Origin of the sequence: Kitasatospora sp. MMS16-BH015, from assembly GCF_002943525.1 — a bacterium.
Lineage (GTDB): Bacteria > Actinomycetota > Actinomycetes > Streptomycetales > Streptomycetaceae > Kitasatospora.
Window position 1 is genome coordinate 4619400 of the sequence record NZ_CP025394.1, and the last position, 19879, is coordinate 4639278.

At 74.4% G+C, this 19879-nt stretch carries 15 protein-coding genes; 3 read left to right on the forward strand and 12 right to left on the reverse strand.

Features of this window, described 5'->3' with window-relative positions; genetic code table 11:
- Positions 1-26 precede the first annotated feature (26 nt).
- From CFP65_RS19960 to CFP65_RS19970, 3 genes are read left to right on the forward strand one after another with little or no spacing between them, the layout of a single operon-like run.
- Positions 27-4052 carry a non-ribosomal peptide synthetase gene (locus tag CFP65_RS19960; RefSeq protein WP_104817451.1) on the forward strand — a complete coding sequence of 1342 codons (4026 nt, stop codon included), beginning with the start codon at positions 27-29 and terminating at the stop codon, positions 4050-4052.
- A gap of 11 nt (positions 4053-4063) precedes the next feature.
- Positions 4064-5218, forward strand: a complete 1155-nt coding sequence (locus CFP65_RS19965) for an acyl-CoA dehydrogenase family protein (RefSeq protein ID WP_104817452.1) — start codon at positions 4064-4066, stop codon at positions 5216-5218.
- Between the two features lie 2 nt (positions 5219-5220).
- Positions 5221-6417, forward strand: coding sequence for an acyl-CoA dehydrogenase family protein (locus tag CFP65_RS19970; protein WP_254552475.1), 1197 nt, complete (start codon positions 5221-5223; stop codon positions 6415-6417).
- Positions 6418-6514: 97 nt separating this feature from the next.
- On the opposite strand, the gene CFP65_RS19975 is transcribed toward CFP65_RS19970, so the two are convergent.
- From CFP65_RS19975 to CFP65_RS20025, 12 genes are all read right to left on the reverse strand, one after another.
- Complete coding sequence (locus tag CFP65_RS19975) at positions 6515-7216, reverse strand: response regulator transcription factor (RefSeq protein ID WP_104817453.1); 702 nt, start codon at positions 7214-7216, stop codon at positions 6515-6517.
- A 35-nt stretch (positions 7217-7251) separates the two neighbouring features.
- Positions 7252-7428 (reverse strand): hypothetical protein, encoded by a 177-nt coding sequence (locus CFP65_RS39085; RefSeq protein ID WP_158702266.1) that lies wholly within the window; start codon positions 7426-7428, stop codon positions 7252-7254.
- A 131-nt stretch (positions 7429-7559) separates the two neighbouring features.
- Positions 7560-10592 (reverse strand): BTAD domain-containing putative transcriptional regulator, encoded by a 3033-nt coding sequence (locus CFP65_RS19980; protein WP_254552476.1) that lies wholly within the window; start codon positions 10590-10592, stop codon positions 7560-7562.
- A gap of 97 nt (positions 10593-10689) precedes the next feature.
- On the reverse strand, positions 10690-11703 hold the full coding sequence (locus tag CFP65_RS19985) for a phosphoribosylglycinamide synthetase (RefSeq protein WP_158702267.1): 1014 nt from the start codon (positions 11701-11703) through the stop codon (positions 10690-10692).
- 40 nt (positions 11704-11743) lie between these two features.
- On the reverse strand, positions 11744-13075 hold the full coding sequence (locus tag CFP65_RS19990; RefSeq protein ID WP_104817455.1) for an MFS transporter: 1332 nt from the start codon (positions 13073-13075) through the stop codon (positions 11744-11746).
- A gap of 50 nt (positions 13076-13125) precedes the next feature.
- Positions 13126-13854: a 4'-phosphopantetheinyl transferase superfamily protein gene (locus CFP65_RS19995; RefSeq protein ID WP_104817456.1), complete on the reverse strand. Its 729-nt coding sequence runs from the start codon at positions 13852-13854 to the stop codon at positions 13126-13128.
- A 74-nt stretch (positions 13855-13928) separates the two neighbouring features.
- Positions 13929-14177 (reverse strand): acetyl xylan esterase, encoded by a 249-nt coding sequence (locus tag CFP65_RS20000; protein ID WP_104820998.1) that lies wholly within the window; start codon positions 14175-14177, stop codon positions 13929-13931.
- A 25-nt stretch (positions 14178-14202) separates the two neighbouring features.
- Positions 14203-15027, reverse strand: coding sequence for an aminoacyl--tRNA ligase-related protein (locus tag CFP65_RS20005; RefSeq protein ID WP_104817457.1), 825 nt, complete (start codon positions 15025-15027; stop codon positions 14203-14205).
- A 26-nt stretch (positions 15028-15053) separates the two neighbouring features.
- Entirely contained in the window at positions 15054-15926 is an 873-nt protein-coding gene (locus CFP65_RS20010) for a diiron oxygenase (RefSeq protein ID WP_104817458.1), read from the reverse strand.
- Between the two features lie 167 nt (positions 15927-16093).
- Positions 16094-17011 (reverse strand): LamG domain-containing protein, encoded by a 918-nt coding sequence (locus tag CFP65_RS20015; RefSeq protein ID WP_104817459.1) that lies wholly within the window; start codon positions 17009-17011, stop codon positions 16094-16096.
- Between the two features lie 101 nt (positions 17012-17112).
- Positions 17113-17592: a hypothetical protein gene (locus CFP65_RS20020; RefSeq protein WP_104817460.1), complete on the reverse strand. Its 480-nt coding sequence runs from the start codon at positions 17590-17592 to the stop codon at positions 17113-17115.
- A 173-nt stretch (positions 17593-17765) separates the two neighbouring features.
- On the reverse strand, positions 17766-19682 hold the full coding sequence (locus tag CFP65_RS20025; RefSeq protein WP_104817461.1) for an Ig domain-containing protein: 1917 nt from the start codon (positions 19680-19682) through the stop codon (positions 17766-17768).
- Between the last annotated feature and the right edge of the window lie 197 nt (positions 19683-19879).

The following is a 19879-nucleotide window of genomic DNA, read 5'->3' on the forward strand; positions in this document are numbered from 1 at the left end:
GCCGTGCGGTCGTTGAGGAGCGTCAAGTGACCGATCTGACCGAGCGGTTCGCCGCGCTGCCGGCCGAGCGTCGGGCCGAGTTCCGGGCCCGGCTGCGGGAGCAGGCCAGGGCCGCCGCGGAGCGCGGGCCGGTCCGTCGCGGCCACACCGGGCCGGCCCCGCTGACGGCCGCCCAGCAGTCGCGGCGCTACCTCGACCGCACCGCCCCGAGCTCCCCCGCCGTCGGCGCCCCGCTGCTGCTGCGGCTGCGCGGCGAGCTGGACGTGACGGCGCTGCGTGCGGCCCTGGCCGCCGTGGTCGCCCGGCACGAGGCGCTGCGGACGGTGGTGGTGGAGCGCGAGGACGGCCCGGTGCAGGTGGTCGCGGCCGGGGTGCCGGTCCGACTGCCGCTGGTCGAGACCCCGGATCCTGCCGTAGCGCAGGAGCTGATTGAGCGTCAGGCCGACAGGCCGGTCGAGCTGCCGGCGGCCGAGGCTCCGGAGCTCTCGGCGGCTCTGGAGCTGATTGGACGTCAGGTCCGTGAGCCGTTCGAGCCGGGGCGGGCGCCGGGCTGGCGGGCGCTGCTGGTGCGGGCCGGCCAGGACGACCACCTCTTCCTGCTCGACGTGCACCCGCTGCTCTGCGATGCCTCCTCGCACGGCCTGCTGCTGGCCGAACTCGCCGAGTGCTACCGCGCCGCGCGCGTGGGCGAGGAGCCCGTGCTGCCGGAGCCCGTGGTGCAGTACCCCGACCACGCGTGCTGGGAGCACGGGCGGCTCGGCGCCGAGGAGTCGGAGCGCCTGGCCTCGTACTGGCGTGAGCGCCTCGCCGGGGTCGAGGTGCTGGAGTTCCCGGCCGACCGCGCCCCGGGCGAGCAGCGTGGCTTCGCCGGCGAGCGGGCCCGCTTCGCGGTCGGCGGCGAGGCGCTGGCCCGGGCGGCCGAGCTGGCCCGGCAGGAGGGGGTGGCCACCGCCGAGGTGCTCACCGCCGCGTTCCTCACCCTGCTCCAGCGCTACTGCGGCCTGGACGACCTGGTGATCGGCTCGCCGCAGACCCGCCGGCCCGCCACCTCGGCCGGGACGGTCGGCCTCTTCACCGACCTGCGGGTGCTGCGCGCCGACCTCTCCGGAGACCCCGACTTCCGCACCCTGGTGCGCCGGGTCGCGCACAGCTCGGCCGAGGCCGCCGCCCACGCCGGCCTGCCCTTCGACCGGCTGGTCGAGGCGGTCGAGCCGGCCGAGGACCCGTCCCGCGCGCCGATCTGCCAGCTGCTCTTCGGCGTCACCGAGCCCACCCCCGTCCCCGCCTTCCCCGGCCTCACCGCCTCGGTGGAGCAGGTGCGCAGCGGCGTCACCCGCACCGACCTGGCCTGGGAGCTGACCCTGCCGCAGGCGCCCGGGGCCGGGGCCACCCTGGACGTGGAGTACGACCGCGAGCTGTTCGAGGCCGAGAGCGTCGCCCGGTACGCCCGGCACTACGACGGGCTGCTGCACGCGCTGACCGCCGCCCCGGACGCCCCGCTCTCCGCCGCCCGGATGCTGAGCCCGGCCGACCTGGCCTTCCTGGCCGAGACCGGGCGTGGCCCGGTGCGGCCGGTCCGCGAATCCACCGTGGTGGCGGAGTTCGAGGCCCGGGTCGCCGAGGCGCCCGAGCGGGTGGCGGTGGTGGTCTCCGGCGTGGAGACCGACTACGCCGAGCTCAACCGCCGGGCCAACCGGCTGGCCGCCCTGCTGCGCGCCCGGGGCGTCGAGCCCGGCGCGCGGGTCGGCCTCTGCCTGCGCCGCACGGTGGACCTGCCGACCGCGATCCTCGCCGTGCTCAAGACCGGCGCGGCCTACCTCCCGCTCGATCCGGCCAGCCCGGCCGGCCGGATCGCCGAGATCGCCGCCGACGCCGAGCTGCGGCTGGTGCTCGCCCACACCGAGACCGCCCCGGCCCTGGCCGAGGTCGAGGCCACCGTGCTGACCCTCGATCAGCTGGGCGCGGAGCTGGCCGCGCAGCCCGAGGACGACCCACCACTCGCGGCCCGGCCCGGCGACGTCGCGTACGTCATCTACACCTCCGGCAGCACCGGCAAGCCCAAGGGCGTCGTGCTGGAGCACCGGGGCGTGGTCAACTTCACCGACTCCACCCGGGAGCTGTTCGAGCTGACCCCGGCCGACCGGGTGCTCGGCTTCGCCTCGGCCACCTTCGACGTCTCCGTCTTCGAGACCTTCGCGGCGCTGCTCACCGGCGCCCGGCTCTACGTGGCCACCGAGGAGGAGCGGCTCTCGGTGGACCGGCTCCAGGAGCTGATGGAGCAGAGCGGCATCACCGTGATCGACCTGCCGCCCACCGTGATGCCGCTGCTGGCCCCCGAGCGGTTCACCGCGCTGCGGATCGCCTTCGTCGGCGGCGAGGCGTTCAGCGGCGAGCTGGTCAACCGGTGGAACCCGGGCCGGCGGCTGTTCAACGGCTACGGGCCCACCGAGTGCACCGTGACGATGATCGTCGAGGAGTGCCCGGGCAGTTGGGACGCCTCCCCGCCGATCGGCCTGCCGATGACCAACCACGTGGCGCACGTGCTCGACCGCGAGCTGCGCCCGGTGCCGGTCGGCGTGCCGGGCGAGCTGGTGATCGGCGGGGCCGGCCTGGCCCGGGGCTACCTCAACCGGGACGGGCTGACGGCGGAGAAGTTCGTCCCGGACCCGTTCGGCACCGCGATCGGCGGCCGGCTCTACCGCACCGGTGACCTGGTCAAGCGGCTGCCCGACGGCCGGCTGGTCTTCCTCGGCCGGATCGACCAGCAGGTCAAGATCCGCGGCCTGCGGATCGAGCTGGGCGAGGTGGAGTCGGCGCTCACCGGCTTCGCGGGCATCGGCCCGGTCAGCGTCCGGGCCTGGGCCGACCCGATTGGGGCCAAGCACCTGGTCGGCTACCTGACCGGGGTCACCGAGGCGCAGCTGCCGGCGGTGCGGGAGCACCTGGCGGCGCTGCTGCCCGCCTACATGATCCCCTCCTACTTCGTGGTGCTCGCCGAACTGCCGCTCACCAGCAGCGGCAAGGTGGACTGGCGCAAGCTGCCCGACCCGGACCTCAGCCGGGCGGCCGGGCTGCCGGGCGACCGAGCGGCCACCCCGACCGAGCGCCGGCTGCTGCGCGAGGTGGTCACCCCGCTGCTCGGCGAGGGCCGGCTCGGCCCGCGGGACGACTTCTTCCTGGCCGGCGGCAACAGCCTCCAGGCCGTCCAGCTGATGTCGGCGATCCGGCGCCGGTTCGGGGTGGAGATCGCGCTCGGCGAGTTCTTCGCCGCGCCCACCGTCGCCGGGCTGGCCGCCGCGATCGACAACCACCGGGCCGCCGCCCACCGCGGCGCGGGCCGGGAGCCGGTGGTGATGCGCGCGGCCGGGCCCGAGCAGCTGGTGCTGGTCCATCCCTCCGGCGGGGCGCTGTTCTGCTACGTCCCGCTGGTGCGGGCGCTGCCCGAGCGGCTCTCGGTGACCGGCTTCGCGGCCGATCCGTCCGAGGCCGAACTGCCTCCGGCCGAGGGCCTGGTGGCCTCCGCCACCCGGATCGCGCAGGCTCTGCTGGAGACCGGCCCGGCGGAGGCCACCACGCTGGCCGGCTGGTCCTACGGCGGGGTGCTCGCCTTCGAGGCGGCCCGGCAGATCGAGCAGAAGACGGGCCGCCGGCTGCCGGTGGTACTGCTGGACTCCGCCCACGACGAGGACCCGGAGCCGCTGGACGAGACCACGGTGCGCGAGCGCTTCGTCCACGACCTCGCGCGGCTGACCGGGCGCGACCGGGCCGGGATCGAGCAGGAGCTGGCCTCGGGCTCTTCGGAGCTGGCCGCGAGCTACCGGACCTTCCGGTTCTGCGCGCTGGCGCTGGAGGCCTACCGGCCGCCGACCCCGTACGGCGGGCCGGTCACCCTGCTCACCGCCGGGCCGCAGCCCGCCGTCGAGGAGCAGTGGCGGGCGGTCTGCACCGGCCCGTTCCGCGCCGAGAGCGTGCCCGGCGACCACTACACCCTGTTCACAGAGCCGGCGTTGAGCCGGGTCGTCGCGGCGCTCGAAGCGACGCCGGCCCGCTGAGGAGGAGACCCATGCGGTTCGGATTCACCGAGGAGCAGCAGCGGTACCGGGCGCGGGTGCGCGCGGCGCTGCGCGCACCCGAGGTGCGCGCAGCCGCGGCGGCGGCCACCGGGGTGGACGGCGTCGAGCCGGACGCCCGCCCGCTCTACCGGCTGCTCGGCGGCCTCGGCCTGCTCGCCGTGCACTGGCCGGTCGAGTACGGCGGCGCCGGGCGCCCGCTCACCGACGCGGCGATCGTGGCCGAGGAGCTGGTGCGGGCCGGCGTGCCGGACACCTTCCACGTCAACACCGTGCAGATCGTCGGTCAGTTCCTGCTGATGGCGGGCACCGAGGAGCAGAAGCTCCGGTACCTCCCGGCGATGGCCCGGGGCGAGAGCTTCGCCTCGGTGCTCTACACCGAGCCCGAGGCCGCCTCCGACCTCGGTGCGCTGCGCGCGGTGGCCGAGCCCGAGGGGGACGGCTACCGGATCACCGGCACCAAGGTGTTCAGCCTCAAGACCCGGTTCGTCGACCTCGGTCTCTGCGCGGCCCGCACCACCCCGGGCGCGGGCAAGTACCAGGGCATCAGCCTCTTCCTGGTCGACCTGACCGCCCCCGGCGTCACCGTCTCGCTGATCCCCGGCCTCGGCGACGAGCACTTCCACCGGGTCGACCTGGACGGCGTCCCGGTCGCCGCCGGCGACCTGCTCGGCCCGCGCGACGAGGGCTGGCCGCTGCTGGGCGAGGCCCTGGCCATCGAGCGCACCGGGCTCGACTACCACCTCAAGGCCGAGCGCTGGTTCGACACCGCGCTGGACGCCCTGGTCGCCGCCGACCCGGCCGCCGGGCACCCGGACCAGCTGGAGCGGATCGGCCGTTTCCACGGCGCCCTGTCGGCCGACCACGCCCTCTCCTGGGAGGTCATCACCGGCCTCGCGGCCGGCCGGGTCGACCAGCTCGCCACGGCCGTGGCCAAGTACCACAGCAGCGAGCTCGCGCAGTCCGTCGCGCACTGGGCCGTCGGCGTGCCGACCCCCGCCCAGCGGGCCGACCGCACCCCGGCGGCCCTGATCCTGGACTCCGCCCACCGCGAGGCCCCCGGCCTCACGCTCTCGGCCGGCACCTCCGAGGTGATGCTCCAGATCGTGACCACCGCGTTCGACTCCACCGGACAGGAAGAGTACTGACAGTGGACCTGCTCCCCGACCCGCTCTTCACCGAGCTGCGCACCACCCTCCGCAAGGCCCTGGCCGGTCTCGCCCCCCTCCCCGACCTGCACGGAGCTCCGGTCGCCGACGGCGCCCAAGGCCCCACCCGGCCGGTCCTCGACACCCTGTCGGCGGCCGAGTTCGAACGCCCCGCCTCGGCCGGCGGCCTCGGCCTGGGCCTCACCGCGGGGGCGCTGGTGAGCGAGGAGCTCGGCCGCGCGGCCTGCGGCAACTCCTACCGGGCCGGGGCACTGGCCGCCTCGCTGGGCGTTCCCGGCGGTGCGGTGGCCCCGGCCGGGACCGGGGGCGGCCTGCTCGCGGCACCGGTGGCCGAGGGCTGGGAGCTGACCGGAGCGGCCACGGCGGAGGAGGCGGGCGCAGACCGCTTCCTGGTGCTCGTGCGGGCGGCTGACGGAGAGTTCTTCGCCGAGGTGGAGCGCGGAGCGGCGGGCGTGACGGTGGCGGACGGGTGCTGGCCGCCCGTCCTGCGGCTCGACCGCACCCCGGTCGCGGCCCTCCTGCCGGCCGGAGCTTCGGGCGGGGCGCCGGCCGAGCTGTCGGGCGGAGTGCCGGCCGGGTCCTCCGCCGGGGCGTCAGCCGGGGTTTTCGGGGCGGCGTCGGTGGCTGGCGGGGGCGTGCACGGTGTGTCGGGTGGGGCGGCTGCGCCGAGCGGCGGAGCCGTGTTCGCGGGGCTGGACGAGTCGGCCGTGGGGCCGCTCGCGCGGGCGCGGGTGCGGCAGGCGGCCTACCTGCTGGGGATCGCGGCCGGGGCGCACCGGGAGGCGGTCGAATACGCGGGCCACCGGCGGCAGTTCGGGACTCGGCTGCGCGACCTGCCGGCCGTCTCGTTCCCGCTGGCCCGGGGGTTGGTGAGCCTGCGCGCGACCAGGGCGGCGGTGTACCGGGCCGCCTGGCTGGTCGACGCCGAGCCGGCCGCCGCCGGTACGGCGCCGGCCGAGGCGCTGGCGACGGCGGCGGAGACGGCCCGCGAGGTGGTGCGGGGAGCCATGCAGACCTGCGGGGTGCGGGCGATGACCACGGAGCTCGGCCTGCACCGCTACTACCGCCTGACCGCGGCCGAATCCGTCCGCTACGGCGACCCGGCCGCGCTCTGGCGCGAGGTCGGTGCGGCCCGCCTCCGCGAGGCGAAGGAGCGGGCGGCGGTACAGCCGGCCTGACCGGCCTGACCGGCCGTCGGAAGTGTTCAGACGCGAAGACCCGCGAAGACCGGGGCGGGCCGTGGTGGCCCGCCCCGGTCTTCGCGGTGCGGCGGCTTCAGCTGGCCTGGAGTGCCCGGTCGCCGCCGAAGGCGGGGCGGTCGGCGGAGTGGATCAGGCCGGTGCGGTAGGCGAGGGAGACGAGTTCGGCGCGGTCACGGACGCCGAGCTTGGTGCGGACCCGGTAGAGATGGGTGCGCACGGTGGCCTCGCCGATGATGAGTTCACTGGCGACCTCCTCGGTGGACATGCCGAGGGCCACCATGCGGGTGACCTCCCGCTCGCGGGGGGTCAGTTCGGTCACCTCGGGGCAGGCCACCGGCTCCTGGGGCTCGGGCTGGGCTCGGAACCAACGGACCAGGCGCTCGGCCACGCTGGGGGCGAGCAGGGTCTGGCCGGCCGCCGCGGCCTGGATCGCGGTGATCAGCTCCTGCGGGCTGGCGGCCTTGCCGAGCAGACAGCTCGCGCCGGCGTGCAGCACGTCGCTCACCGTCTTGTCGCTGTGGGACGCGGTGAACACCACGACGTTGGGGGAGTCCTCCTCCTTGCCGAGCCGCCGGATCAGCTCGAGGCCGGAGATGGTCTGGAGGTCCAGGTCGGTGACCACCACGTCCGGGCGCAGGGTGCGCACCAGCACGATGGCCTCCATCCCGTTCTGGGTGGTGCCGATGACGTCGATCTCGGGCACCGCGTCGAGGATGGTCCGCAGACCGTCCGCGATGACGGGCAGTTGGTCACAGATGAGCACCCTGATGGTCATTGCGTGAACCCCTCCAAGCCCTCGGAACCGGGGTTTCAGTCGTTGCCGTGGTTGCCGCCGGGCAGCCTCGGCACGCCGGCGGCGGGGGCGTCGGCGACGACCGGCGGCCGCTTGGCCGTCGGCGCGGCCTGGGTGACGGAGGAGGCGGCGACACCACCCAACAGAGCACCGAGCACCAGGGCCGAGGTGACGGAGAGTGCGGTGAGACGCATGGACGGACTCCTTCGTGGGGAGGTGGTCTGTTCGGCTTCGCTTCCGCTCATGCTGGCCATCGGCCTTCCCAGCCCGTTCCCCTCTGGACACCCGGCCGATACCCGGCCCGGGCCGGCCGGCGGGGCCGGCCTCACCAGGCCGTCTCCGGCACCTTCATCAGGGTGAACAGCCGTTCGGCAGAGGCTTGGTGACGCCGCGCCAGCACGAAGTCCCCCTGGGCCCCGGTGGTCCGGGCCAGGCCCCGGAGCGCGCAGGCCTCGTCGTACCGCAGCTCCATCCGGCAGGCGATCTCGTGGGCCAGCAGCTGCTGGGCCCGGGCCGGCGCCAGCTCGCCCTGCGCGTACCGGACCCGGCCGACCGTGAGGTGCACGGCGGCCCGGTGGATGTCGTCGATGCTGCCGGCCGCCCGGGCCAGCGCGTGGTCGGCGCTGTCCGCCGCCTCCGCCAGCCGGCCGAGCCGGACCAGGGCGTCGGCCCGGCGGGCCAGCACCAGCGGGAGCACCGAGGGGAGGTTGATCCGTTCGCAGCGCTCCAGCGCCTCCTCGGCCCGCTCCAGCGCCTCCTCGTGGCGGCCGAGGCCCTCCACCGCCAGCGAGAGGTTGCTCAGCGCGTCGACCGAGAGCGGGACCTCCTGGATCGAGTCGAAGATCGCCACCGCCCGCTCGGCCGCCTCCGCGGCCTCCTCGAAGCGGCCCATCCGCACCTTGATCAGGCCGAGCATGCTGAGCGAGGAGCCGTCCAGCCGGGTCAGCCCGAGCTCCCGGGCCCGGCGGTTGACCTCCTGGTTGAGCTCCAGCGCCCGCTCCAGCTCGCCCATGCTGTTGTACGCCTGCCCGAGCCGGGCCTGGCAGGCGGCCTCGCTGAGGTCGTCGGCCATCTGCCGGGAGAGCTCGGCGGCCTCCTCCAGCCTGGCCACCGCGTCGCTCAGCCGGCCGAGCCGCCACATGCCCATGCCGAGGTTGGTGAGGTTGAGCCTGGTCAGCGACCGGTCGCCGAGGCGCCGGGAGGCGGCCACCGCCTTCTCCAGGGCCGCGTTCGCGCTGGCGTCGTAGGCGCGGATGCTGGAGTGGAAGCCCAGCTCGCGCGGCAGTCGCGCGGCGTGCCAGTAGAGGCCCTCGGTGTAGGCGGCGTCCACCGCCGCGAGCATCCCGTCCCGGTGCTGGTCGAGCCAGAGCAGCGCCTTGTCCTTGTGGTCGAAGGCCGGGCCCGCCGGCTCGGCCGGCTGCTCCTCCCCGTCCTCCCGGTAGCGGCGCCGGCCGGGGAAGAGCACGTCGCCCGCCCGCTCGGCCATCAGCACGTAGTGGTCGAGCAGCCGGCGCACCGCCTGCCCGTCCTCGGTGGCCTTCTCCGCCTGGGCGACGCGCTGGACGAAGCTGCGCACCAGGTCGTGCAGGGCGTACACCCCGGGCTCCCGGGCCTCCAGCAGCCGGACGTCGACCAGCTCCTCCAGGACGTCCTCGGCGGTCAGCACGTCGGTGTCCAGCAGCGCGGCGGCCTCGGCGGCGTCCAGGTACCGGCCCGGGTGGTGGCCCAGCAGCCGGAAGGCCGTCCGCTGCTCGGCGGGCATCGACTGGTACGAGAGCAGCAGCGCCCCGGCCACGCCCCGGCCCTCGCTGGTGAGTTCGTCGAGCCGGCGGCTGTGGTCGCGCAGCCGCTCGACCAGGTGCTGGACGGTCCAGTGCGGGCGGTTGGCCAGCCGGGCGGCGGCGATCCGGACGGCCAGCGGGAGGCCGCCGCAGAGCCGGAGCAGCTCGCGGGCCGCCTCCGGCTCGCGGGCGACCCGCTCGGGGCCGAGGGTGTTGCGCAGGATCTCCTTGCTGTCCGGCTCCGGGAGCGCGCCCACCGAGCGCCACCGGACACCGTCCAGCCCCGTCAGCCGGGGGCGGCTGGTGACCAGCACCAGGCTGTCGGAGGCGGCCGGCAGCAGGCCCCGGACCTGCTCGGAGGAGGCGGCGTTGTCCAGGACGAGCAGCAGCCGCCGCCCGCGCACGAAGGACTGCCAGCGCGCGGCCCGGCCGGCCGGCACGGTGGGGATCTCCTCGCTGGGGATGCCGGCCGCGGCCAGCAGATCGCCCTGGGCGTGGAAGGCGCTCAGCGGGTGCTGGCCCGGGGTGAAGCCGTGCAGGTCGATGAAGAGGCAGCCGTCCGGGTACCGCGCGGCCAGCAGGTGGGCGGCCCGCACCGCCAGCGCCGTCTTGCCGCTGCCGCCCATGCCGTCCAGGGCCAGCACGGTCGAGATGCCCGGCACGGCCCGCTCCGCGGCCTCGGCGACCCACTGCAGCTCGGTGCCGCGGCCGGAGAAGTCGCGCACGTCGAAGGGGAGCGCGTACGGCGCCTCGGCGGCGGCCGGGGCGGTGACCACGGCGGCGGGACGCTGGGCGGGGGAGAGGTTCTGCCGCAGGATCCGCTCCTGCAGCTCGGTGAGTTCGGCGCCCGGGTCGATGCCCAGCTCCTCCGCGAGGTGGCGCCGGGCGCGGGCGAACTCGTCCAGGGCGGCGGCCTGTTGGCCCGAGTGGTAGAGGGCGAGCATCAGCCGGCTGCGCAGCGATTCGCGCAGCGGGTGGTCCTCGACCAGCCGCCGCAGCTCGCCGGTGACGGCGGCGGCCTCGCCGGCCTCGATGCACAGGTCGTAGAGCTGCTCGGCGGCGCCGAGCCGCTGCTCCTCCAGCGCGGTGGAGGCCGCGTCGATCACCGGGCCGCCGGCCCCGGAGAGCACCGGCCCGCGCCAGAGCGCGAGCGCCGCGCGGAACCGCGCCACGGCCTGGCCCGGGTCGCCGGCCTCCAGCGCCTCCCTGGCCTGGGTGAGCAGCTGCTGATGGCGCAGCAGGTCCAGCTGGTCGGGGCCCACCACGGCGCGGTAGCCGGGGCCGTCGGTGAGGATGAGCTCGGGGCCGCGCGGGATCCGGCCGCGCAGTTTGGCCACGGTCTTGCGCACCTGGTGCTCGGCGCTGTCCGGCGGGTCCTCGTTCCACCCGGCCGCGACCAGCCGGGAGACCGGCACCACCCGGCCGGCCTCCAGCAGCAGCATCACCAGGACGCGTCGCTGCAGCGCCCCGCTGACCAGCACGGATTCCCCACCACTGCGGATCTCCAGCGAACCGAGCACCGCGAACTCCGCAGCCTCCTGACCCTCCTGGGCCCCCCTCGACGTCGCGGCCGACACCCTGTTGTCCCCTCCCCTAGCAGAGCCGAGCCCCCCTTCACCGCGACAGTAGAACACCATGAATGACTACACCAGGTTGCGTAATGGCAGATTCCGGTCACGGCCCGGACGGCCTGACCTCCGCGATCAGGTCCCGGCGGGCCTCGGCCACGCGCGCCCGGGTGAGCTCCGGAGTCTCCCCCTCGACCACCACGTAGGCGCGGTGGGAGCGCCGGTCGCCGACCGGGGCGACCGGGTCGCCGGCCCGGTACGGGAAGCGCGCGCCGCACACCCACGGGCTGACGGCGATCTCCTCGGTGCCGGTGTAGGTCTCCAACCGGCCCTCGGGCAGCAGGAAGAAGCCGACCTCCGCGTACCGCTCGGCCGGCCCCACCACCGGCCGGCTGCCGAGCAGCCCGGCGAAGAGCGCCCGCTCCGGGTCGCAGCCGCGGGCGATCTCGATCAGCAGCGGGATGCGGTCGCCGGCCGGCTGCGCCCGGCAGGAGACCACCCGGGGCCCCAGCGGCAGCAGGGCCACCTGGCTGTGGGCCGGCCCGGACCGGTACCCGCTGGCGGTCAGCAGCTGCTTGACCGCCGCCGTGACCTGTCGGGCCGTCCGCTCGGGCAGCGGGGCCGGGTGGAGATGGCCCGTCAGGTGGAAGTCCGGTGCCCCGGTGGTGCGTTGGGCGGTCAGGCCGATCAGGTGGTGGGTGCCGTCCACCGTCAGGGTCTGCACGCTGACCCGGGGGGCCTCGGCGGGGGCCGCGACCGCCTCGCAGCCGCGCAGCCGCTCGTGCACCTGCGGCGGGTTCGGGGTCAGCCCCAGCCGCCAGGCCTCCCGGGCGACCGGCAGCACCGAGCTGCCGTGCCCGCAGTGCAGCACCACGTCCAGGTCGTGGGTGCGTGCCGTCCGCGCGATCAGGGCGCGCAGCGCGTCCTCGTCACCGAAGTCGGCGAGCAGCAGCTCCTCGGAGAACTCCTCGAGCAGCGGCCGGAAGTCCTCGTCGAGCAGCGCGGGATCCCAGAGCGACCAGATCCGGAAACCCAGTTCGGTTCCCTTGCGCACCAGTTGATGGCTCGGCATCACCAGCAGCAATCTGAACTGCGAGCTTCTCTCGGAGTGTGCACGCATGACCCCCACTGTGCACAGCCCGGTTCCCGCGCCGTTCCCCTCAGCTTCCCTCGATCACCGGGGTGTCGGCCGCATCGCCGTCTGCCGCCGGGGCGACGAAGAGCGGGCGGGAGCCGAAGGCCAGGGCCGCGACCACCAGCATGGCCAGCACCACGCCGAGGAAGGGGGCCCAGGTGCCGTAGGCACCGAGCACGAGGCCGCCGAGCTGGGAGCCGATCGCCGAGCCGCCGACGGTGACCGTGATCGCCCAGGTGTACGCCTCGGTGACGTAACCCTCGCGCGCGGTACGGGAGATGAGCTCGTAGGAGAGCGCTGTCGCCGGGGCCTCCAGCAGGCCGAGGGCGACCAGGGCCACGCTCATCGACCAGTTGTCCCAGGCCACCAGTACCAGGGCGGAGGCCACCCCGAGGGCCAGCAGGGCCCAGGCGAAGACCGTCTCGGTGGGCTGGCGGAAGGTGCGGCTGCCGTACCAGAGCCCGCCGAGGATGCCGCCGACGCCCCAGACCCCGAAGACCAGGCCGATCTGGTTGGCCGAGCCGTGGGTCTCGACGAAGGTGGGCACCGCGACGTTGTAGGCGCCGGTGGCCAGCCCGGCGGTGAAGAGCAGCACCAGTAGCCGGACCAGCGGCCTGGAGCGGAGGGCGCCCAGCGGGTCGCGCTTGCCGGTGACGGGGGCCACCTTGCGGCCCCGGGAGGCCCGGGTCAGGGCGAAGCCGAGCGCCCCGATGCCGGTGAGCACCCCGCCGACCACCAGGGCCGAGCCCGCGTCGCCCCAGATCAGCACCAGGCTGAGCAGCAGCGGCCCGCCGATGGTGAAGGCCTCGCCGAGCACCGCCTCCAGCGAGAGGCCGACCCGCTCGGTGTTGCCCGGCGCGCTCCAGAGCGAGCGGATGCAGCCGCTGATCGGCGGGATCGCGGCGCCGGCCACGACCGCGCAGGCCAGCTGCAGGGTCAGCGCCTTCGGGTCGGCGAGCACGAAGCCGATCAGCGCCAGCGGGTTGACCAGGCCGGTGATCAGCAGCACCGGCGGCTGCCCGTACCGGTCGACGAACCGGGCCACGAACGGCGCCAGCAGGGCGGCGCCGATGCTGTAGGCGGAGAGCATCAGGCCGGCCTGGAAGTAGCTGAGCCCCCGTCCGGTGGAGAAGACCACCATGGAGACCGAGATCAGGTAGAGCGGGAGCCGGCCGAGCACGCTCCAGAACAGCGGGGCGCGCATGACCTTGTCGCGGATCGCCGCCGCGAACGGGTTCTTGACGGCGGCGGGCTCGGCGGCCGGCTCGGCGGCGGGCTCGGTGGGCTCGGCCGCGGGGGCTGCCGAGGGCTCCAGGGCGTCGGCGTCCTGCGCGGCTTCGGAGGCGGTGGGCGGCATGGGGGCTCGCAATTCTCGCGGGCGCGGCCTCCCGGGCGGAGGCCGCACGGTCAGCTGGCTGGTGCCGGGGCGGTGGGCCGCCCCGGGGCGTGCACGGCCGCGGCCCGGGCGCCGCGGACCAGGCTCTCGCCGCTGCGCACGGCCAGCGGCGACCGGGGGCCGCGTACCGCGACCGCCCCCACGTACGGGGCGGGCAGCGGCAGGTCCCGGAGGGTGTACTCCGCCGGACGGCCGAGTTCGGCGGGGAGGGTGAGCGGGGTCGTGCCGTCCAGTTCGATCCGCCCGGGGTGCACGGCCAGGCCCTGTCCGCCGGTCTTGAGCAGGGCCTCCTTGCGGGTCCAGCGCCGGGCGAAGTCCGGGTAGTCGCGGCATTCGGCCAGCTCCCGGGCGCAGAGGCCGGAGAGCGCGGCGGCCGACGGGGCCGGGGCGGCGGTGGCGTCCTCCACGTCCACCCCGACCGGGTGGTCCGCGACGGCGAGCACCGCGAGCCCGCCCACGTGCGAGAGCGAGAACTCCGGCCGGGGGCCGGCCGTGGCCAGCACCGGCTTGCCGTGCGCCGGGTCCGCGCAGTGCGCGCAGGCTCGGTCGAAGCGCAGCTCGGCCGGGCTCAGGCCGAGCCGCTCGCCGAGCACCAGGCGGGTCAGCACCCAGGCGGCGAGGAAGCGGTGCCGGTCCGCCGGGAGGGCGATCCGCTGCCGACGGCTGCGCTCGGGCCCGTCGAGCAGCCCGGCGAGCGACTCGGGCACCCGGTCGACACCGACGTACCAGACCTCGGCCATGACGTGCTCCGCTCTGCGCCGGCCGGAGCGCCACGGACGGGCCGTGACGCTCCGGGGCGGCTCTGCTCCGTGGGTCAGACCGCCGGGGTGGCCGCAGCCGCCGGGGCGAGGAACTTCTCGTTGATCCGGTCGAGGGTGCGGAAGTCGTCGATCTTCAGGTTCGCGACGTCGATCCGGTCCCCGGTGAGGTCCTCCAGGAGCGCGACGAACTCGAGGAACGAGACCGAGGCGATGAGCCGCGACTCGATCAGATCGGTGTCCCCGGCGACCTCGGTCTCCAGGTCCGGGTGCTTGCTCCGGATCCAGCTGATGATTTCGTCCATGTCCATACCTTCCTGAAGCCGCCGGCTACGCCGCGGACTGGTGGATCGCGGCGAGCGCGGTGCGCGCGTCGCCGTGCGCCTGGAGCAGCACGTGGACCCAGCGCTCCACACCGAAGGCCAGGCAGCCGCTGAAGGCGGACTCGCCCTCGAAGGAGATGCCAAGGCGCTCCCCGAAGAAGTTGCGGTGCCGGTTGACCGAGGCGATGGCGGTGCCGTCGGCCGCGACGAACTCGTACTTCACCGGGTCCATCTGGTTGAGCAGCGACCGCGAGCCGTCACCGAGGTAGAACGGGTCGGTGGCCGGCTCGTGGCTCACCTTGACCCCGAGCTCCTCGGCCAGCGCCAGCACGAGCTCGGTGGAGCGGGCCAGGTGCTCCAGCACGCCGTCCCGGCTGCCGACGTACAGGGCCTCCCGCATGTGGAAGGAGCGGAGCCGGCGCAGGCCGTCGTAGTGGTCCTCGTTCCGGAAGCAGCGGCCGATCGAGGTCACCACCTCCGGGGCCTGAAGGGCGCGCTCGCGCAGGTGCAGCAGCAGGCCGTAGCAGGTGGCGGTGGGCAGGCAGGTGCCGGTGGAGACCAGGCCCTGCTCGGCGGCGGGCAGCTCGGCCTCGCCCCGGGCCAGCTCCTCGCGGGCCGGCTCGGTGAGGGTGGCCACCGGGAGGGCGAGGTGCGGGAAGTTGCGGAAGAAGTCGAGGCGGGCCAGCTGCTCCACGGGCAGCAGGGCCGGGCCGGCCACCGGCCGGGCCCCGAGGGTGGTGGCGATCTGCTGGAACCTCTCCTCGACGGCCGCGAAGAGGGCGGCCTCGTCGGATTCGAGGACCGTGATTCCAGGGGCGAGGAACGTCGGCATGGGATCTCCCGTCGGGGGCGGAGGCGTCAGGCGAACAGGCCGATGCGGCGGTAGAAGTTGACGGTGCGCCGGGTGATCCGGGCCGTGGCCTCGGCCCGCGCCGGGTCGGCCATCACGGCGGCCCGGAAGCGGCCGGGCTCGGGGATGCCGGCGTCCGCGTAGGCGTCCCGGCTGCAGAGCATCTGCATGATCAGGTCGATGTAGCCGCGCAGGTACTGCGCGACCTCCTCGACCTCCTCGGCGGTGTGCTTGCGGCGCACCTCGTCGAGCAGCGCCGAGACCAGCTGGCCGCCGAAGGCGATGTGCCGGGACTCGTCGCGGTGGTGGATCCGGTTGACCGCGCGCACCGTCTCGGGGAGGCTCTCGTCCGAGGCCATCCGGGCGTTGTAGTGGTCGCCGATCATCTCGAAGATGAGGATCTGGCTGAAGACGATGAAGTTGTTCATCTCCGGCGAGCGCTCCGCCGCCGGGAAGACCATCCGGCGGTCCGGGTAGATCCGGCCGGCGTAGCGCAGGCAGAACTCGGCGAAGAACCACATGTGTTCGTTCTCTTCGCCGATGAAGTGGTGGAAGTACGGCGTCGGGATCTCGTAGCCCGGCGTGTGGATCCGGCGCATCACCTCGATCAGCAGCTCGCGGATGCCGTGCGCGATCATGCTGTAGAGGTTGACGCTCTCCCAGCGGGAGAGCTCCAGCAGCTGCTCCGGCGTCAGCTCCCGCTCCATGGCGGTGCCGTGCACGGAGAGCAGGTCACGGCTCATCCACAGGTCGGCGGGCTCGACCGACTCCGGCCACTCGAAGGTGCGGTAGGGGTTGTAGTAGTCGTCGACGGAGGCATCTATCAGGCGCTGTACGGCCCGAGTGAATTCTTCCGTCCACTCAATCGTCGACGCTGACACGTGACCTCCGCAGTAGGACCCTCTGGCTGACCGGTCGAACAACCGGGTGAACAGGCTCAGTGGGACGCTACGCCGGAGGCCCCGTGGGGCACGTCCGCGACGATGTCAGTCCTGGGGCAACACCGCGCGCAGCCGCCGTGGCGGCGGCTAAGCGGCTCGCTTACCCGTCACCGGGTCAGCCAGCCGGACTTGGCGGCGGGGGTGGTGGGTTCGCCCTTGGCGAGGTGGGCCATCTGGTCGGCGGGCAGGGCCTGGGGCCAGATCCGGACCTCGGCGATCGCGCCGTCCCAGAAGTCCACCCAGTGGGACTTGTAGCGGGCCCGGCCGATCTCGATCGGGCCGCCGGTGGTGAAGATGCCCGGGACGGGGGTGGTCTGGGTGAGGACGCCGTCCACGTAGAGCGCGATGGTCTTGGCCTTGGCGTCGTACACACCGGCCAGGGCCGTCCACCGGCCGACGGCGGCCGGGGCGATCGAGTAGGCCATCTTGGTCTTGCCGGTGGCGCCGGCGGTCTGCACCTTGAACACCCACTTGTCGGGCGCCGTGACGGCGGAGTCCTCCCGCCCCAGGTAGAGCGAGAAGAAGCCGTCGCTGCCCTGGGAGACGGCGGCCCGGGTGTTCTCGGCGGCGTCGTTGCGCACCACGGCCGAGACGGTGAAGCTGTCGCCGGTGTCCACCACGGCGCTCTTCACCTCGGCGTAGCCCTCGTGGTCGGCGTGCACGCTCAGCGCCGGCCCGGTGTGCCCGGCCGGCTGGCCGACCTGCACGGCGTTGCCCAGGTGCAGGCCGCTGACGTGCGGGGCCGCCGAGGCGGAGGCCGAGGCGGAGGGGGCCGCGCCGCTCGCGGCCGGGGCGGCGGCCGGGGCCGCCGTGCTCCCGTCCTTGCCCGGGCCCGGGTGGCCGGCGCCCTGGACCACCACGGCCAGCGCCACGGCTCCGGCCAGGGCCACCGCCCCGCCGCCGATCGCGGCGATCCGCACCCGCTTCTTCCTCCGCACCTCGCGCTCGTGCGCCTCCGCCAGCGCGGCCCAGTCCGGCTCGCCGCCGCCGAAGGTGCCGCCCGGAACGCCCCAGCCGTCGCCCATAACCGCTCTCCTTGTCAGGCGCTCACCAACCGTCGCACTCTAGGGCCTCCCTTACGGACCGGTCGGCGGTGGGGCCGCAGGAGGACAGCGGGCACCCGGCCTCAGGGGATGTCGACGGTCAGGGTGAAGGTCTGCTGGTCGGGGGCGCAGGGCTTGGCCTCGCCGCAGCTGGTGCGGTGGGCGGTGATCTGCGCGGTGCCGGGGGCCTTGGCGGTGAAGCCGCCGACCACGGTGCCGCAGCCGGAGCCCGGGTGGCAGTTCGGCAGGTCGGTGCCGGGCGTCGCGACGGTGACGGCGGCCAGCAGCGCCGGGGCCGAGCTGACCGGGCGGGACCAGTAGGTGCTGTGCAGGTCCAGGTGGAGCGTGGCGTCGACGGCCAGGTGCACGGTGGTGCCGTTGGCGTGCTCGTCCAGCACCAGGGGCTGCGCGGGCGTGCTCGGGGTGGTGACGCCCGGCACGGAGGCGGCCGGGGCGGTGGGGCCCGAGCGGGCGGGTGTGGTGGTGGTCGAGCCGCAGGCGGTCAGGGTGGCGGCGGCGAGCAGGGCGAGGGCGGCGGCGCGGCGCGGCAGGGTGGTCTTCAACGGGGGCTCCAAGGGTCTCGGTCTCGGGGGCCGGCGCGAATGGGACGCAGCGGGGGGCGATTCGGATCCCTCGCCGATGCGGCGGGCCGGCCGCCTCGTCCGGAGAACGCGGCCGGGGTGGGCCTGGATCAGGCCCACCCCGGTGCTGTGCGGTCAGACGTGCGGCGTCAGCGTCAGGAGACGGTCACGTCGTCGAAGTAGGTGTAGGTGGCGTCGCCGGCGTAGTTGTCGTCGACGTTGGTCAGGGTCAGCGTGTAGCTGTGGCCCGGGGTCAGGGTGCCGCTGGCGGTCTTCCAGCCGGCGCCCAGGGTGCAGGTCTTGGCCAGGACGGTCACCGTGGTGCCGGCGGTGTTGTCCTTGAGGGTGGCGGTCGCCCAGTCGTACGTCACGGTGTCGTTGCAGGTGACGTTGTAGCCGAAGCTGACCTTGGAGCTGCCGGTGGGGGCGGTGAAGGTCTGGGCGACGGAGGAGGTGGTGGTCGGGTTGGCGGAGCCGAGGAGCGCGCCGTAGCTGCCGGTGTGGGCGGCGGAGGAGCTCGCGGCGGCGGTGCCGGTCGCGGTCCAGCTGCTCAGGCTGCCGGTCTCGAAGCCGCCGTTGGTGACACCGCCGGTGACGACGGAGCCGACCGTCCAGGTGAAGGTGGTCGAGCCCTTGGCGCCGGTGGTGTCGGTCGCGGTGACGGTCACCGAGGAGGTGCCGGCCGTGGTGACGGTGCCGGAGATCAGGCCGGTCGAGGAGATCGACAGGCCGGCCGGGAGGCCGGTGGCCGAGTAGGTCAGGGTCTGGCCGGAGGCCGAGTCACTGGCGCTGACCTGGAGCGAGGCGGCGGTGTTGACCGTGGTGCTCTGGGCGCCCGGGTTGGTCACCGTCACGACGTTGCCGTGGTTCAGGATGGCGTGCGAGATGGCGCAGGAGTTGGTGTCGTTCGACCAGCTGGCCTGCTCGGCGAAGGTGCCGTAGGAGCCGAAGCTCACGTTGGCCGCGCCGCCGGTGGTGCCGGGCTTGAGCCAGGCGCACTCGTCGGAGTTCTCCTGGCCGTTGTACGAGCTGCCGGAGACGTGGTTGGTCCAGCCGCCCGCCGGGTTCTGGTCCGACATCATCTCGTGCCACTCGTGGCCGAGGGTCATCGTGTAACCATCCAGCGTACCGGGCGAGTTGACGAAGCCGACGCCGCAGTTCGCACCCTGGTCGATGTTGTACGGCTGGTTCGAGAAGGCGAGGTCGCCGTAGGGCGAGGACGCCGCACCGCCGGTGAGGGTGGTGTCGCCGTTCCAGTCGTGCCAGGCGCAGTAGCCCGTGGTCGGGTTCTGGTAGTCGTCCGGGTTGGTGCCGTGGGGCGACAGGATGACGTAGTACGCGTCGCGGTTGGACGCCGCCGTGGTGTTGCCGAAGTGCGCGGCCGCGTTGACGGCCTCGACACCCAGCTGGTGGCCGGTGGCCTGGGCCGGCGAGGCGGCCGCGTTGTCGTACCAGACACCGGAGAGCACGCCACCGGCCTGGTACGGGATGAAGTTGGCGTTCGCGGGGCAGCTGGTGGCACCGGTGGCCACGCCGGCGCCGTCGCACCACTGGGTCAGCTCGGCCGACCAGGTCTCGCCGTTGGTGCCGATGCCCTTGAACATCTGCTGGGTGGCGCCCGCCGCACCGGCCGAGTCGCCTGAGAACTTGGCGTTGCCGTTGGCGTCGGTGGTCTGGGTGCCCCACTGGTTCCCGTAGAAGACCAGGTAGACCTTGGAGTGGCCGCTCTGGACGCCGATGCCGTCGACACCGCCGCCGTAGGAGAGGGTCTGCTGGCCGGTGGCCGCCGCGTGCGGCTGGGCCGCGATCTGGGCGCGCTTCTTGGCCGCGTACTGCTGCATGCCCGGAATCTTGCTGCCGGTCATCTGCGGGCTGAAGGGGTTGAACTCGTTGTGGATGCCCGACGCCGTGGCGGCGTGGTGGTGGGCCATGCCGGAGACGGCCGGGGCGTTGCCGGTGGAGGCCAGCGCCGGGGTCGCGACGCTGGCCAGACCGGCCGCCGCGAGGGTCAGCGAAGCGATGCCGGTGAAAGCCACCAGCCGCTTGCGGGAAGTCGTGGGGGAACCACCCATGGGTGAGGGAGCCTCTCTCAATGACCACCCGCGCACCGGTGGGCCCGACGGGCGGTCGCTTGCCTGGGACAGGTGCCGACGGGCTGGGCACGGGCGGTCGGGGAGCCCGCGCGAGGAAGCGTGCGCGGAATCCCCCGCAAGGAATTCCGTGCCGACCAGGAGGTGATGGCACATCACCCAGTGGGGCTGGTCCGCCG

Coding starts and splice junctions, on each gene's coding strand:
- CFP65_RS19965 (WP_104817452.1), top strand. CDS start 4,064: ATGCGGTTCGGATTCACCGAGGAGCAGCAGCGGTACCGGGCGCGGGTG.
- CFP65_RS19975 (WP_104817453.1), bottom strand. CDS start 7,216: ATGACCATCAGGGTGCTCATCTGTGACCAACTGCCCGTCATCGCGGAC.
- CFP65_RS39085 (WP_158702266.1), bottom strand. CDS start 7,428: ATGCGTCTCACCGCACTCTCCGTCACCTCGGCCCTGGTGCTCGGTGCT.
- CFP65_RS19985 (WP_158702267.1), bottom strand. CDS start 11,703: ATGCGTGCACACTCCGAGAGAAGCTCGCAGTTCAGATTGCTGCTGGTG.
- CFP65_RS19990 (WP_104817455.1), bottom strand. CDS start 13,075: ATGCCGCCCACCGCCTCCGAAGCCGCGCAGGACGCCGACGCCCTGGAG.
- CFP65_RS19995 (WP_104817456.1), bottom strand. CDS start 13,854: ATGGCCGAGGTCTGGTACGTCGGTGTCGACCGGGTGCCCGAGTCGCTC.
- CFP65_RS20000 (WP_104820998.1), bottom strand. CDS start 14,177: ATGGACGAAATCATCAGCTGGATCCGGAGCAAGCACCCGGACCTGGAG.
- CFP65_RS20005 (WP_104817457.1), bottom strand. CDS start 15,027: ATGCCGACGTTCCTCGCCCCTGGAATCACGGTCCTCGAATCCGACGAG.
- CFP65_RS20015 (WP_104817459.1), bottom strand. CDS start 17,011: ATGGGCGACGGCTGGGGCGTTCCGGGCGGCACCTTCGGCGGCGGCGAG.
- CFP65_RS20025 (WP_104817461.1), bottom strand. CDS start 19,682: ATGGGTGGTTCCCCCACGACTTCCCGCAAGCGGCTGGTGGCTTTCACC.